The organism is Lentilitoribacter sp. JB5-8 (assembly GCF_055693385.1).
Genome location: NZ_CM146332.1, coordinates 1,390,726 through 1,405,336 on the forward strand (window position 1 = coordinate 1,390,726; position 14,611 = coordinate 1,405,336).

Genomic DNA, 14,611 nt, shown 5'->3' on the forward strand with positions numbered 1-14,611 from the left:
TTATGTCTTCCATTTTGATCCTTCGGGGAAAACCACAAAACAATTGACCCGATTGATCAAATTCCAATAATACCCCGCAGAGCATCAGCACTAACTCCCCTTCCAAATCCAAGTGCTGGTGCTCGACTTTTATAAATCCCTAGTTTAGTAAGTCTCACATGGAAAATCTGCTGTCACCCGTTATTCTATTCTTCATCTTAGGAGGGTTAGCGGCGTTTGCACGTTCTGACCTAACGATTCCCGAAACTCTTTCAAAAACGCTCTCATTGTATTTGATGGCTGCCATCGGTCTCAAAGGTGGTGTTCTTATCGCGAGCAACGGCTTTACCATAGACTTGCTGTTCGCCGGAACGGCAGGTCTATTGTTAAGTTTCCTCCTTCCGATATTGGCATTTGCGATACTTCGAAGTTTTGGAAAGCTCGACACCACCAATGCAGCGGCAGTGTCAGCGCATTATGGTTCAGTGAGTGTTGTCACATTCATTACCGCAAACCAGGTCTTAACCGATAAAGGCATGGCGCCCGCGGGTTACATGATTGCGGTTCTTGCATTGATGGAAACACCGGCGATTATTTCCGGTTTGTTTTTAGCAAAACGCGGATCAACGTTAAGCTTTCAACCCAATAGCGATCTCATGCGCGAGACATTGCTCAATGGATCCATTGTTCTACTAACGGGTAGTTTCATCATCGGTATTATCATCGGCAAGGATGGTTTTGAGCCCATCGCACCGGTGTTTGAAACAGGATTTACGGGTCTGTTATGTCTATTCCTGCTTGATATGGGATTGCTTGCAGTACGTCGTTTGCGAAATGCGAGAAGCTTAACATTACGCTTGGTAATTTTAGGTATTGCGTTCCCAATCATCAATGGTCTCATTGGTACAATTATTGGCGCTGCTGTTGGGCTTGACGAAGGTACAACAACCGCACTTGCTATCCTTGCTGCCAGTGCGTCCTACATCGCGGTTCCTGCCGCCATGAGATTGGCTCTTCCAAAGGCCGATGCCGGCCTTTATCTTGCAATGTCGCTGGCAATCACATTCCCGTTTAATGTGATCATCGGTATTCCACTCTTTAATCAAATCTCAATTTACATGGTGCAGCTATGGTCGTAACAACCCAAAGAAAAAAGATCGAGATATTAATCGACAGGCCGTTGATGAAACGCCTGCGCCAAATAACCAAAGATATCGAGCTGTCCGGCTATACAGTTTTCGACGCGATCGGGGGTGAAGGCGGGCAGGGGCGCTGGCGTGATGACCAAGTCACGGGCGGAGCCGGAAGCAAAGTGCTTTTTGTGTCGATCTTAAACGAAGAAAAAGCCACAGAATTCTTAACGGCCATTGAGCCATTGTTGGATGATTATGGATTACTTGTAACAGTCTCATTGGTTGAAGTAATCCGTGCAGATCGGTTCTAGCGTTCTTACATCAACCATACGTCAAAATTAAAAAATTGTAATTTTGAGATGATTGAAACTTGGCAATTCATTTCCCACATCTGGACTAACGAATTAGGAGACGGAGATAAAAATGAGCTTGAACCAATTGTTTGACCAGTTTTTGGGTAGTCAGCAGAATAATGCAAATGCAGCGCAAAACAACAATGCGCAAGGTGGCGGCGGCATTGCCGATTTGGCCAATAATATTCCAGGTGGCTTGGTTGGTGGCCTTGCTGCTGGCGGGTTGCTTGGTGTTTTAATGGGCAATAAGAAAGCCCGAAAAACGGTTGGCAAAGTCGCAGGTGGTGCAGTGGGTCTTGGCGGCGCTGCCGTGCTTGGTGCAGTTGCATTCAATGCCTATAAAAATTGGCAATCTGGTAAAGCGGCACCACAGGGAGCTGCACCGACTGCATCTGCAAGCTCTGCGCCATCCTCTGTACCTCAAGTTCCGCACACTCCGGCTGCATCTGTGCCGAGCGCACCAGCAAATGCCGCTGATTTCGATCCGGTTAAAACAATTGCAGCAGATGGTAGCCCGTTTCAGCTGGCGCTTGTTAAAGCTATGATTGCTGCAGCTAATGCAGACGGTCATATTGATGCTAAAGAGCAGGCGGCGATCTTTGATTCTGTTAACAAGCTGGAATTGGAAGCAGAAGATAAAGCTGTGATTTTTGACACGCTTCAAAACCCACCCGAGATTGGTGAAATCGCAGCGCTTGCCAACGGTTTAGAGCAGGCAAGTGAGATATATCTTGTGTCCAGAATGGCGATTGATCCTGACCGTCCAAGCGAGAAAGCTTATCTATATGATTTGGCGGTTATGATGAATTTACCACAGGATTTGGTCGCGCATCTGGAACATCAAATTAGTCAACAACAAGGTTGAGAAATTTAATCAGTTTTCAGGGATTTATTGATTGTCGCAATGGGCTCAAACTGCTAGAGAAAATAGCATAAATTTTATCTTCCAGATTGAGCCCAAAGATGACCAAAGCACCCTATAAAATTGGCGTGGTTGGTGTTGGTGAGATTGCCAAAAACCAGCATATCCCTTCCATCAATAGGAACCCGGATTTTGAATTTTCAGCGGCTGTTAGCCGTCATCAAAAAACCGAAGGCGTTGATAATTTTACTGCCGTTGAGCATATGATCTCAGCACGCCCTGATATTGATGTGGTTTCACTTTGTGTGCCGCCGCAGGTGCGCTACGGGATTGCATGGGCAGCGCTTGAAGCTGGCAAGCATGTGATGCTCGAAAAACCGCCCGGAATTTCCGTTGTCGAAGTGGAAAGCTTGGCGCGTTTTGCTGAGCAGCAGGGCGTTACTTTATTTGCCACTTGGCATTCGCGCTATGCAGCTGCAGTTGAGACTGCAAAAAACTGGTTAGCTGATAAAAAAATCACCGCTGTCAAAATCATCTGGAAAGAAGATGTGAAGCATTGGCACCCTGGTCAGACTTGGATCTGGCAAGCCGGTGGTATGGGCGTGTTTGATCCCGGTATCAACGCATTATCAATTTTAACGCATATTATGAATGTGCCGTTTCATTTGCAGGAAGCGGATCTATCTTTCCCAAGCAATTGCGAAACACCAATTGCAGCGCAGCTCAAATTTATGGGCAATGATGAGCTTTCGCTAACTGCAGATTTTGATTGGCGTCAAACAGGGCCGCAGCATTGGGATATCTACGTTGAAACCACAGAAGGTCAGGTTCATCTCGCCAATGGCGGTAATGATATGCTGATCGATGACAAGGCACATTTTAGTGCGGATAATGCTGAGTACGATAATATCTACGCAAGATTTGCCGAGCTATTGAAATCAAATCAATCTGACATTGATCTTATGCCGCTTAAACATGTGGCTGACGCCTTTATGTTAGGCAAAAGATCTGTTGTTGAAGCGTTTGAAGAATAGCTTTAGGTCAAAAATTTTAGCGCAATCCAGAGACCAATTGTGCCCCAAAAGCACATATTTATGAAGGAGCGCATCACACCACCATCTTCTTCGATGCTTACGCCTAAGCGGTTCAACACAAGTGTTCCTGGCATTAAAAATAGTTTGAGCAATAGATTGAGTATCAACATTGTTCGTTCCTTAGTTTATCAGCCATTTCGGGGGAGCGCGAAATGGGTCCTTGTTTCTGGCAAGCCATAAGCTTGAAGCGATCCGCTTTGCCGTCTCATTGACATGCATTGCCGTTGTCTCATCAAAAATTTTCTTGGTGGTTTTGCTGAAGAGCTCAAGCCATTGAAGAAAATCTTCGGTTTCCAAGCCATCGATTTGATTATGTTTGGGAACAGGCTGCCCTTTATACTCGCCGGTTTTGAGCAATACCGAGCGCCAAAATGCTTTCATCTTTTCAAGATGGGGCTCCCAATTGCCATCAATCACCCGTTCAAAAATTGGAGCCAATTGCGCATCATTTCGAATGCTTAGATAAAATTCATCTACCAAAAGTGAGATTTGGTCATGGGTGATTTCCAAGTTGCTTTCTGAGCGAATGGGGGTTGGTTTATCTAACATTTCAAGCGATCAATAATACATTCATTTAATTTGCATCTTTTATATCTCACATCATTATGATAAATGCAACATATAAAATGAATGTATTAGAGAATTGATATGCGCCTTAACCAAGCCAGTGATTTTGCCCTGCGAATTTTGATGCTTCTAGCCGATCAAAAAGATCCGCTTACGGTGGATGAGATTGCAACGCGATTAGATATCGCAAAATCTCATACGATGAAAATCGTGGCAAAATTGGTGAAGGCCCAGATCTTGTTATCCCTACGAGGGCGCACAGGCGGTGTACGTCTTGGTAAAAAAGCAGATGAAATAATCATCGGGGATGTCGTGCGCATTGTCGAAGCAGACTTTGCAATTGTCGAATGCATGCAACCAGGCAATCAGACATGTCTATTTTTGCCCAGCTGTAAACTCAAAGGCCTAATGCATCAGGCGCGATCTGCGTTTCTGAAAGTATTGGATGAGCAAAATCTGGAGATGATTACCTCCAGATCATAAGCTTATTCGCCGTATGGCACCCAGACGTTTTTAATCTGTGTTGCTTGGCGTAAAAACTCTTCACTCGCACCTTGGTCTTCATCAAACCAATCAATGGCTAATCCATTATTACACCAAGTCCGCTTCATATTGTGTGCGGATGCTTCTTCAACCATCTTGCAACCAGCTTTATCGCCTTGATACCAAATCGCTTCAACACCTGCATGTTCAGCAAGTGTTTTAGACAATGAATTGCGATCACCCGTTACAATGTTGATGACACCAGCTGGCAGGTCCGAAGTTTCTAAAACTTGATAAAAGTCTGTCGCTGATAATGGGTTTTGCATCGATGGAACTGCAACAACTGTATTGCCCATAGCAATTGCCGGGGCGACCATTGACGTTAATGCTAAAAGCGGAGCCGCGTCTGGGCAGATCACACCCATCACACCATTGGCTTCCTTCATGGCCAAAGCGACACCACGGATTGGCACTGAATGCACATTGCCATCATATTTATCAGCCCATGCGGCATAGGTGAACCATCTGTTTATCGCGATATCAACTTCATTGGCCGCAACTTTTGCGCTGACGCCACCAACTTGCTGAAGCCGATCGGCAAATTCATCTGCGCGAGCAGATAGATTTTCGCCAATATAATAAAGGATCTGCGCGCGTAGATGCCCGGTTGAATTTACCCAAGATTTCGCAGCGGTTGCGGCTTCAACAGCGTTGCGAATATCCTTGCGGTTTCCATCGCCCACATGGCCAATTAGCTTGCCCTTTTGATTGTACATAGCGCGCGCGTAGCCACTATCAGGACGTGCTTGTTTGCCGCCAATATAAAGCTTGGCTGTGCGATCAACTGGAGATGTAATGACATCTCCATTTGCCAATGGTGCAGAAGCTTCGGCAATTGGTTTTAGGTCTTTAAGATAGGTTGGTTTTACATATTCATATAAACCTTCACGGCCGCCTTCACGACCAAATCCACTTTCACGCATACCACCAAATCCAGCGGCGGCATCTAATTGATTTGTACAATTTACCCAGACAACGCCGGCTTTAACTTTCGGTGCAATATCCATTGCGAGATTGATGTTTTCTGTCCAAACGCTCGCGGCTAAGCCATAGCGCGTATTATTGGCTAGTTGCACAGCTTCCGACGGAGTACGGAAGGTCATGGAGACAAGTACAGGACCAAAAATTTCCTCCTGGGCCACATGCGATGCCGTATCAACATTGGCAAGTAGCGTCGGTGGATAGAAATAGCCTTCCGATGGTAATTCGCCATCTGGCTGAATAAGTTCAGCACCTTCATCCAAACCACGTTGGACGAGGGATTTAATTGTGTTGAGTTGGTTTTCGTCAATGATCGCGCCAATGTCAGTTGACTTATCAAGCGGATCACCAACGCGAAGATTTTTAATACGAAGGCGAAGCTTATCGATAAATTTCTGCGCAATCGGCTCCTGCACAAGAAGACGAGATCCAGCGCAACATACTTGGCCTTGGTTAAACCAAATCGCGTCGACTATGCCTTCAACGGCGCTATCTAAATCCGCATCATCAAAAACGATAAAGGGTGATTTGCCACCAAGTTCAAGAGTTAGCTTTTTGCCAGATCCAGCAGTGCGTGCACGAATAAGGCGACCAACTTCTGTTGATCCGGTGAAGGCAACTTTATCAATGTCTTTATGTTCGGTCAGTGCCGCGCCAATTGAACCATCGCCGGTTACGATATTTACAACACCCTTTGGCAAGCCCGCTTCTTTACAGATTTCAGCAAATAAATTCGCTGATACAGATGTGAGCTCCGCAGGTTTTAAGACCACAGTGTTCCCCATTGCGAGTGCCGGTGCAATTTTCCATGCGAGCATTAAAAGCGGGAAGTTCCAGGGGATGACTTGCCCCACGACACCGACAGGCTCCATATCCGGTAATTCGCGTTCCATAAGTTGCGCCCAACCTGCATGGTGATAAAAATGACGAGCAACCAACGGGATATCAATATCGCGAGATTCGCGAATAGGCTTCCCGTTATCAAGGCTTTCAAGTACAGCGAAAAGTCGTGAATGTTTTTGTATCAATCGCGCGATCGCATATAAATATTTTGCGCGCTCATGACCTTTGAGCTTTGACCAAGGGCCTTGCGCTTTGCGCGCAGTTTTTACCGCATTATCAACATCGCTTTCGGTTGCTGTTTGAATTTGCGCTAAGCGTTCACCGGTCGCTGGATTTATCGTGTCAAAATAAACAGGTGCATCATGATCGACAAACTCGCCATTGATAAAAGGTTTGATTGTCCATTCGCGCGCGTCCAACCATTTAAGGGCAGGGGATCTATCTTCCGGTGCAGTGCCATAGTCCATGGTGTTTAAAATCTCTTCAATGTTCATGTGTCGTCCTGCTAACCAATTGGATGGCGATTTGCGGCGGAATAACGCCCGGTTATATGATGTTCGAGTTGGCGTTCGATATCGCCCAATAGCGAAGATGCACCAAATCTGAATAGTTCTGGCTCGAGCCAGTTGCGGCCAAGTTCTTCTTTCATCAATGTTAGATAAGTCAAAGAATCTTTTGCTTTTGAGATCCCGCCTGCAGGCTTATAGCCAACAGCAAATCCAGTGCGCGCACCATATTCGCGGATCGCCCGAGCCATGGTGAGGCTCACGGGCAGTGTTGCATTGACGCTCTCTTTGCCGGTTGACGTTTTAATGAAATCCGCCCCTGCCATCATGCAAATAAGAGAGGCGCGCGCCACATTGCGCAAAGTTCCAAGCTCGCCTGTTGCCAAAATCGCTTTCACATGCGCGTCTCCGCAGGCCTGACGAAATTCCTGCATTTCTGTGTAAAGCGCCTGCCAATTGCCTTCGAGCACATGGCGGCGGGAAATCACAATATCGATCTCTTTAGCACCAGCTGCGACAGACATTTCAATTTCTTTGAGCTTTAGAATGTGCGGCGTTAATCCCGCAGGGAAACCTGTCGAAACCGCTGCAACGGGAATGTTAGTGCCTTCTAACGCATTGACGGCGGTTTCAATCATTTCATGATAAACACAAACCGCACCTGTCGTAATATTGCGCTTTTCTAAACCCAGTGCTTCGATAATTTCAGCGCGGATGGGTTGGCGCGCTTTTGCGCATAATCTGCGAACACGATTGGCTGTATCGTCACCCGACAAAGTAGTTAGATCCATACATTCAACGGCTTTGATAAGCCATGCGGCTTGGAAATTTTTCTTTATGCTCCGGCGCGCAGGAAAACTTGCAGCGCGTCGTTCGATTGCGGATTTGTTCGCTTGAACAGCTTCGACCCAATCTAAATCAAGCGGCATGCCCTCGTTTCGTTTCAGCGTCGCTGAATCTTCTTCCAGCAGATGAACGGTACTTTGATACGTCATAAAAAGGCTCTCATTTTTGGCGGTAATATCAAGGAAAATTGATTTGATGTCCCGCCGAATAACTTTACGTTCCGCGTTGGTATTTTCCAAGTTTTATATTTAAACTTAGAAAAGCGAGCTTCATACTCGGCAACGAAGGGGAATTCTTAGATCAAATGGTAAAAAATGTCGACAGTCTTTTAACGCAAATACGCTCCTGCCAGATTTGTGATGGATTACCGCTTGGTCCCAGGCCGATTTTGCAGATAGGTGCATCGGCTAAAATTTTGATTGCTGGACAAGCGCCCGGACGAATTACCCATCACAAAGGTATTCCATTTGATGATCCATCGGGCAATCGCTTGCGTGATTGGTTGGGAATATCACGTGACGAATTTTATGATGCGTCCAAAATTGCATTGGCACCGATGGGGTTTTGTTTCCCCGGCGCCGGTAAAGGTGGAGATTTACCGCCTCGCAAAGAATGCGCCGAAGCCTGGCGAAAACCTGTGTTAGAACAACTTGAAAATATCGAACTCACATTGGTGATCGGTCAATATGCGCTTGATTGGCACATCGCTGATGGCAAAAAAATGACGCTTACAGATCGCGTCGCAAGTTGGCAAAGCTATATGCCAGACGTGCTGCCACTGCCACATCCAAGCCCGCGGAATAACCGCTGGCTCAAACGCAATCCGTGGTTTGAAGAAGAGGTTTTACCAGCTCTGAAAACCCGTGTCTCAGAGCTGATTTAGTATTTATTTCTTGATCCAGATGACATCTGTTGAAGCGATCGTTTGTCCGCGATACTCTCGAGGCTGCGCTGAATAGTTCCACACAAATGTATGCTCTTTCGTCTCGCGTTTTCTCAAACCGCGCGGCATCTCTTCAAATGAGACATCAACGCTTTTTAAAAGTGACGATAGAATTCGCTTATATGCAGTTTCATCAAGCCAAGAACCCAAATAGTACCAATTATCTTTTTGTATAATCACGGGGTTACTATCGATAGTTTTTTCAACGATCGTTTCGCTTGTCTCAAGTTCTTCAATCCATGAATGCGCGTAACCACCATTTTCAAGATCACGGTGAATACCTTCGCGCAAAGTCTCCAAACGAGATACTTTTAAATCTAAATGATCAATATCTGGAGCTAGATTAGTTGGGATCTGAAAGTCTGCAGTTTTGGAATTAAAACGCGGGCCCGCAAGAACCAAACCATCAAATTTATCTAAACGCGCTTTAAATTCGCTATCAAGCGTAAAGAGGCTTGGAACGATTGCGATTTTATAGCCATCTAAACTTTGGTTTTTAGAAATGACATCAACATCGACACCCAAGCTGCGGAGAACTTGATAGGCCTGATACACCACATTGAAGTAATAAAAATTGGCGCCTTGTGGCTGCGTATCCGTTGCCCATTGAGATGGGTAATCAAAGATAAGCGCGACGGGTGCCTGAACTTGAGTAACCTCGCCAATCTCTGCTAAATCAGCTTTGACCTGACGAGCTTCAATCATCCCACGTGCTTCTGCGCTATCTGGCCGCAATAGGCCAGCATGCATTTGCTCTTGTGCAAATGGTGCTTGACGCCAGCGGAAATAATTCACGCTTTCAGCCCCATGCGCGATAGCCTCTAAGCTCCACAAGCGCACCATCCCATCCAACGGAGATGGGTTATAAGATGCCCAGTTCACCGGACCTGGTTGTTGCTCCATAACCCATAAACGCCCATTGCCAACCGAGCGATAAAGATCATGATGGAAGGCTTGGAAATCAGGATCACCCTGTTGCAAATATTCCGCTTTAAACGCATCATCTTCAGATGAGATCATTTCCAAAAAGCCAATTGGATAACTATCCCAGCTGGCGATATCGAGATCAGCACCGACATCAAAATGATCAAACTCCGTGGTTTTACCCATATAATTATGAACCAACGGCGCATCGGTATATTTGCGAATGACATCGCTTTGCAGCTTGTTAAAGCTGGCCACTTGATCTGATAAAAAACGTCTAAAATCCATTACGTGAGATGGATTTGGCTCGGTTACAGTCAGATTTGGCAAATTCACATCGGAAAAGTCGGAATATTCCATCGACCAAAACACATTACCCCAAGCTTTGTTGAGCGCATCAGGGGATTGGTACTTTTGTGAAAGCCAATTGCGAAATTCTTCGCGCGCTGATTGGCTGTAAGAAACCGTCGTATCATGGCAGCCATATTCGTTATCCGTCTGCCAAGATTGAACGGCTGGATGGGCGCCATATCGCTCTGCCATTTTTTCAACAATGCGAACGCATTCTTTGCGATAGCCCTGATGAGAAAAACAATAATGACGGCGTGAACCAAACCCACGCGGGTTGCCATTTTCATCCAAAGCTATCATGTCTGGATGCTTGTTCAAAATCCACTTTGGCGGCGTCGCTGTTGGCGTGCCCATGATGATTTTAAGTCCGGCAGCTGCGAGCACTTCCACCGCACGATCAAGCCATTCCCAATCAAATTTACCTTCGCTTGGTTCAATCCGGCTCCAAGCAAATTCACCAATACGCACCCAAGTGAGACCCAACTCCGCCATGCGGCGTGCATCATCAACCCAAATCGCTTCGGGCCAATGTTCGGGATAATAACATGTTCCTAAAACGGGCTTCATGATAAATGCTGTCCTTCAATCACCCACATTGTTGCAGGGAATGCTGATGGTAGACGGAAACCTTGTTGCATCAAGCTTTTTCCACTCATCTCGAGTGAGCGATGGCTTAATGCGGTTTTGCCCCGGCTTGTCGTCGCTGCGTCTTCTGGATTGCGCAAAGTAATTTTGTATCTGGCGTCTGGATTAAGACCTGTTAGTCGCGTCGGCTTTGCCAAAATAGCTTCCGCAGGGGTCATTTGTGCAACAAAGGCAACAAAACGATCCTTATCCTGGGCGACACAAATTTCACCCAATTGAGAAGGGTCAGCAATATCCAATCTATGCGTAAATCCAGCATGCATCCATTCACGGTTATCTTTATACCACTGCGTGATGTCTTTGAGCGTTGTAAACTCTTCTTCGGTCAGCTCACGCGGGTCCATTTCAAAACCCATATGACGGCTGGCGGCAACATAGCCGCGGAACGACATGGAAAGCACACGACCCGATGTATGACATTTGCGCGGACCAACATGTGAACCTACAACATCAGATGGCAACCAAAGCGCAGCATTATGTTGTATCAAAAAGCGCTCGATCGCATCGTTGCTGTCAGACAACCAAACACGTTGGCAATGCTCAAGCACACCAAAATCAATACGCCCGCCACCGGATGCGCAGGATTCAAATTCGACTTCCGGATTTGCGTCCCGCAAGCGTTTGATCAATTCATAAAAACCAAATGTCTGCGCGGTTAGCTGGAACGGCAACACCCGGTTATGGTCCCACTTCACATACGTGATCGGATGGTTTGATAAGATGTCATTGACGGCGTTAAACAAGTAATCGCGTACTTCGGGAAGTGTGAGATTGAGCAGCATTTGATGACGCCCAAGCAATTGATCAGGTGCTCCCAATGCCCAATCGGGATGCGCGCGATATAAATCACTATCCGGATTGACCATTTCGGGTTCAAACCAAATGCCAAATTCCAAGCCTAGATCGTTGACATGTTCAATCAGCGGCGAAAGACCATCGGGGAACTTGCGTTCATCGATTGTCCAGTCACCTAAGCTTGAATGGTCATCATCTCTTTGTCCAAACCAGCCGTCATCAAGCACAAAACGTTCGGCACCTAATGCGGCTGCGCGGTCGGCAATTTCTTTAAGTTCACCAAGCTCGTGATTGAAATAAACCGCTTCCCAGCAATTATAATGCACCGGGCGTGGGCGCTCAGATGCTTTAAATGGCAGGACATGCGCACGCGCATGATGCTGGAAGTTTTTTGCTAACCCGTTAAAGCCCTGATCGGAATAGGTGACAAACAAAGATGCCGTTTCTTTTTCTGACACCAATTCGCTATGCGCATCATTGGCATGACCAAATTGAACCTGACGGCGACCATCAGGCAATTGCTCGGTGATCATTTTGCGACCGCCAGACCAGCCATAATGGAAGCCAAAACAAGCGCCCATACTATTTGTTGTACCCACTTCTGGAATGATAAGACCGGGGAAAGATTCATGCCCTGTGCGGCCAGATGCGGTATCGCGCAACCTTGAACCTGCACTCCATGGATGATGATTGTGCTGAAACTCACCGCACCAACGACCTGTTATTTCAATGGTTTCAACTGAGTTTTGCGTTGCTGGCAAAACAGGTGTCGAGAGCCATTCGATAAACATCGGTGTTGCGCATTTGGCCGTTGTTTTCAGCTCAAACATATCGCTTTCAATATGCGCAATGAGATCAAAAATTAGCGTAATGCCGGTTTTTGGATCCTTGCATGTGAACTTGATCGCATTGGTTTGCACATCCGCTTTGCGTTCGGTGAAACGTGGAAAGACGTTCTTTCCATCGGTTCCACGGAAGATACTTCCCAATTGCCCTTGATAAGTGGCGCTAATTTGCGGGCTTAAAGATGTCAGCGGCAGATCATCAAGCATGCCACCCAATATATCGCCCTCATTGCTCAGAGCGATTTGTTCTAGATCTTCATAAATAGGTAAGGCCGAGTCCCAATAGCAAACAAAGGGGAGACTATCTCCCCTTTGAACCAACACTATTGTCTGACTAGGCGTATCCAAACGCCATGTCTTCATTTTACTTAACTGCTCCAAGAGTAAGGCCGGCAATAAAGTGCTTCTGCATTAGGAAGAACATTAGCACAGGAGGTGCCGCTGCGAGAAGCGATGCCGCCGAAATTAATTGCCATTGTTGTACAAATTCACCGTTTAAAGAGCGAACACCCACGGTGATGGGAAGGCTGGATTCATCCTGGATCATAACAGTGGCCCAGAAGAAGTCGTTCCAGATAAATGTGAAAATCAGCACCGCAAGCGCAGCAATCGCCGGCTTAACAAGTGGAAGAACAACGTGCCAGAAGATACGGAATTCGCCAACGCCTTCAATGCGCGCAGATTCAATCAGATCATATGGCAGTGCTTTCATAAAGTTACGCATGAACAAGGTACAAAAACCTGTTTGGAAAGCTGCATGGAAGAGCACAAGGCCTGGAACTGTATTATAGATCTCAAGCGTATTTGAAAGATCGATAACCGGCAGCATTAGGATCTGGAATGGTACGAAGTTACCCGCAACAAACACAAAGAATAAAGGCAGTGCCCAGCGGAACTTATAGATCGCCAAAGCGTAACCAGTAAGGCACGCAAGACCAACCGACACAATCACAGTCGGGATCGTGATCACAAATGTGTTGAGCAAGAAGGTCAAAGCATCTGGATGGGTTAGAACCTGCGTATAGTTTTCAATAAAATTGAACTCTGTTGGAATACCAAACACATTACCCGTGTTGATGTCTTTAGACGATCTGATCGATGTCATAAAGATGGCAAGCAGCGGAAGTAGCCAAATGAACAGAGATAAAGGTAGCGCTGTCTTATAAGCAATTTGAAGCTTTGGAGACGATTTTTCAATAGGAGATGGAAACATCTATCTGCCCTCCTTTTCATCTTGATACATTCGGAATAGGAAATAGCTGATATAGATCAGCATGATTGCAAACAATACGGTCGCAATCGCTGAGCCGTAGCCATATCGACCCACACCCTCACCAACAGCTTGGTCGAACATGTAGTAGGCCAATACGTTCGTGGAACCGAACGGACCACCTTGCGTCATGGTCGCAACCATATCAAATGAGCGAAGCGCGCCGATGACCGTCACAACAACTGCAATAAATGTCGCTGGCTTTAGTTGCGGCAAGATCACAAAGCGAAGCATGTTCCAACCCTTGGCATTATCCAAGCGAGCAGCTTCAATTTGGTCATGTGCAACATTGTTAAGCCCGGTTAGATACAAGATCATGCAATAGGCAATTTGTGGCCACAGACCCGCAGCGATAATACCGTAAGTCGCATAATCCTCATCACCTAAGATCGATGGTGGATCAATCGAACATTTTGTCGTCAGGTTACCAACGATATTGACCGATTGCTCACAGAAGAAGAAACCCCATGCTTCAGCAACCAATCCAAAATCAGGATTGTAAGCCCAAGCAAAGATAAGGCCCACAACAACTTGTGAAATCACAAATGGAAAGAAGAACAAAGACTTGTAAATCCGGATCCCGCGAACCGTTTGGTTAAGGAAGAGCGCAAGACCCAGCCCGATCGGAACAGCCAACATAAACAGGATCAACCATAAAATGTTGTTCCACAAAGATGTCCAGAATTTTGGGTCGTCCCAAAGCACAATGTAGTTGTGAAAACCAATCCATTCACCGGTCCAGACGCCGTTAACATCGTAAAGCCCATCCCAACGTGTGAAGGAATAGGAGATTGATTGAAAGATTGGAATGATGACGTAAATTGCAAAGAATACGAGACCAATGGATAAGAATATCCAAGGCGAAAACGCGATCTTATTCTTCTTGTAAAGACCAGTATTGATGATTGCGATAAATCCGGCAATCAATGCAATAATTAGAAGACTAATTCTGATCATGAAGGCAGGTACGCGCGCTTCAGTTCTCTTCTCAAACTCAAATGTCGACATCACACTATCGACATTGATGTTGACCATTATACCAATCGCGACCAGTGCTACGAGTAAGCATACCGCGACCAATGGTACATTTGAGCTTGTTCTGTTTAGTTGCAACGAAGCGTTTGACGCCAT

The 14,611-nt window shown here is 46.2% G+C and carries 14 protein-coding genes; 6 read left to right on the top strand and 8 right to left on the bottom strand.

Annotation, left to right across the window (positions count from 1 at the left end; all coding sequences use genetic code 11):
• The first annotated feature begins 158 nt into the window (after positions 1–158).
• From ACZ1GZ_RS06640 to ACZ1GZ_RS06655, 4 genes are all read left to right on the top strand, one after another.
• Positions 159–1,118, top strand: coding sequence for a sodium-dependent bicarbonate transport family permease (locus ACZ1GZ_RS06640; RefSeq protein WP_472667684.1), 960 nt, complete (start codon positions 159–161; stop codon positions 1,116–1,118).
• On the top strand, positions 1,109–1,423 hold the full coding sequence (locus tag ACZ1GZ_RS06645) for a DUF190 domain-containing protein (protein ID WP_472667685.1): 315 nt from the start codon (positions 1,109–1,111) through the stop codon (positions 1,421–1,423). Before ACZ1GZ_RS06640 ends, ACZ1GZ_RS06645 begins: the two co-directional genes overlap by 10 nt.
• Positions 1,424–1,535: 112 nt before the next feature.
• Complete coding sequence (locus ACZ1GZ_RS06650) at positions 1,536–2,330, top strand: tellurite resistance TerB family protein (RefSeq protein ID WP_472667686.1); 795 nt, start codon at positions 1,536–1,538, stop codon at positions 2,328–2,330.
• Between the two features lie 98 nt (positions 2,331–2,428).
• The gene (locus ACZ1GZ_RS06655) at positions 2,429–3,361 is read left to right on the top strand and encodes a Gfo/Idh/MocA family protein (protein WP_472667687.1); all 933 of its coding nucleotides are present in this window, start codon (positions 2,429–2,431) and stop codon (positions 3,359–3,361) included.
• Positions 3,362–3,363: 2 nt separating this feature from the next.
• Here the strand turns inward: ACZ1GZ_RS06655 and ACZ1GZ_RS06660 are convergent, their stop codons facing one another.
• Positions 3,364–3,531 (bottom strand): hypothetical protein, encoded by a 168-nt coding sequence (locus ACZ1GZ_RS06660; protein WP_472667688.1) that lies wholly within the window; start codon positions 3,529–3,531, stop codon positions 3,364–3,366.
• 10 nt (positions 3,532–3,541) lie between these two features.
• Complete coding sequence (locus tag ACZ1GZ_RS06665) at positions 3,542–3,970, bottom strand: group III truncated hemoglobin (protein WP_472667689.1); 429 nt, start codon at positions 3,968–3,970, stop codon at positions 3,542–3,544.
• 99 nt (positions 3,971–4,069) lie between these two features.
• On the opposite strand from ACZ1GZ_RS06665, the gene ACZ1GZ_RS06670 reads away from it, so the two are divergent.
• On the top strand, positions 4,070–4,471 hold the full coding sequence (locus ACZ1GZ_RS06670; protein ID WP_472667690.1) for an RrF2 family transcriptional regulator: 402 nt from the start codon (positions 4,070–4,072) through the stop codon (positions 4,469–4,471).
• 2 nt (positions 4,472–4,473) lie between these two features.
• Here the strand turns inward: ACZ1GZ_RS06670 and ACZ1GZ_RS06675 are convergent, their stop codons facing one another.
• Entirely contained in the window at positions 4,474–6,849 is a 2,376-nt protein-coding gene (locus ACZ1GZ_RS06675) for an aldehyde dehydrogenase family protein (protein WP_472667691.1), read from the bottom strand.
• An 11-nt stretch (positions 6,850–6,860) separates the two neighbouring features.
• Complete coding sequence (deoC, locus tag ACZ1GZ_RS06680; protein WP_472667692.1) at positions 6,861–7,856, bottom strand: deoxyribose-phosphate aldolase; 996 nt, start codon at positions 7,854–7,856, stop codon at positions 6,861–6,863.
• 155 nt (positions 7,857–8,011) lie between these two features.
• Between deoC and ACZ1GZ_RS06685 the strand changes: the two genes are divergently transcribed.
• Complete coding sequence (locus tag ACZ1GZ_RS06685; RefSeq protein ID WP_472667693.1) at positions 8,012–8,590, top strand: uracil-DNA glycosylase family protein; 579 nt, start codon at positions 8,012–8,014, stop codon at positions 8,588–8,590.
• A gap of 3 nt (positions 8,591–8,593) precedes the next feature.
• Here the strand turns inward: ACZ1GZ_RS06685 and ACZ1GZ_RS06690 are convergent, their stop codons facing one another.
• From ACZ1GZ_RS06690 to ACZ1GZ_RS06705, 4 genes are read right to left on the bottom strand one after another with little or no spacing between them, the layout of a single operon-like run.
• On the bottom strand, positions 8,594–10,492 hold the full coding sequence (locus ACZ1GZ_RS06690; protein WP_472667694.1) for a beta-galactosidase: 1,899 nt from the start codon (positions 10,490–10,492) through the stop codon (positions 8,594–8,596).
• The gene (locus ACZ1GZ_RS06695) at positions 10,489–12,573 is read right to left on the bottom strand and encodes an alpha-galactosidase (protein ID WP_472667695.1); all 2,085 of its coding nucleotides are present in this window, start codon (positions 12,571–12,573) and stop codon (positions 10,489–10,491) included. The genes ACZ1GZ_RS06690 and ACZ1GZ_RS06695 overlap by 4 nt, the downstream gene beginning before the upstream one ends.
• Position 12,574: 1 nt before the next feature.
• A complete protein-coding gene (locus ACZ1GZ_RS06700) occupies positions 12,575–13,423 on the bottom strand; it encodes a carbohydrate ABC transporter permease (protein ID WP_472667696.1) in 849 nt (282 codons plus the stop codon).
• On the bottom strand, positions 13,424–14,437 hold the full coding sequence (locus ACZ1GZ_RS06705; protein ID WP_472668249.1) for a carbohydrate ABC transporter permease: 1,014 nt from the start codon (positions 14,435–14,437) through the stop codon (positions 13,424–13,426).
• Positions 14,438–14,611 lie beyond the last annotated feature (174 nt).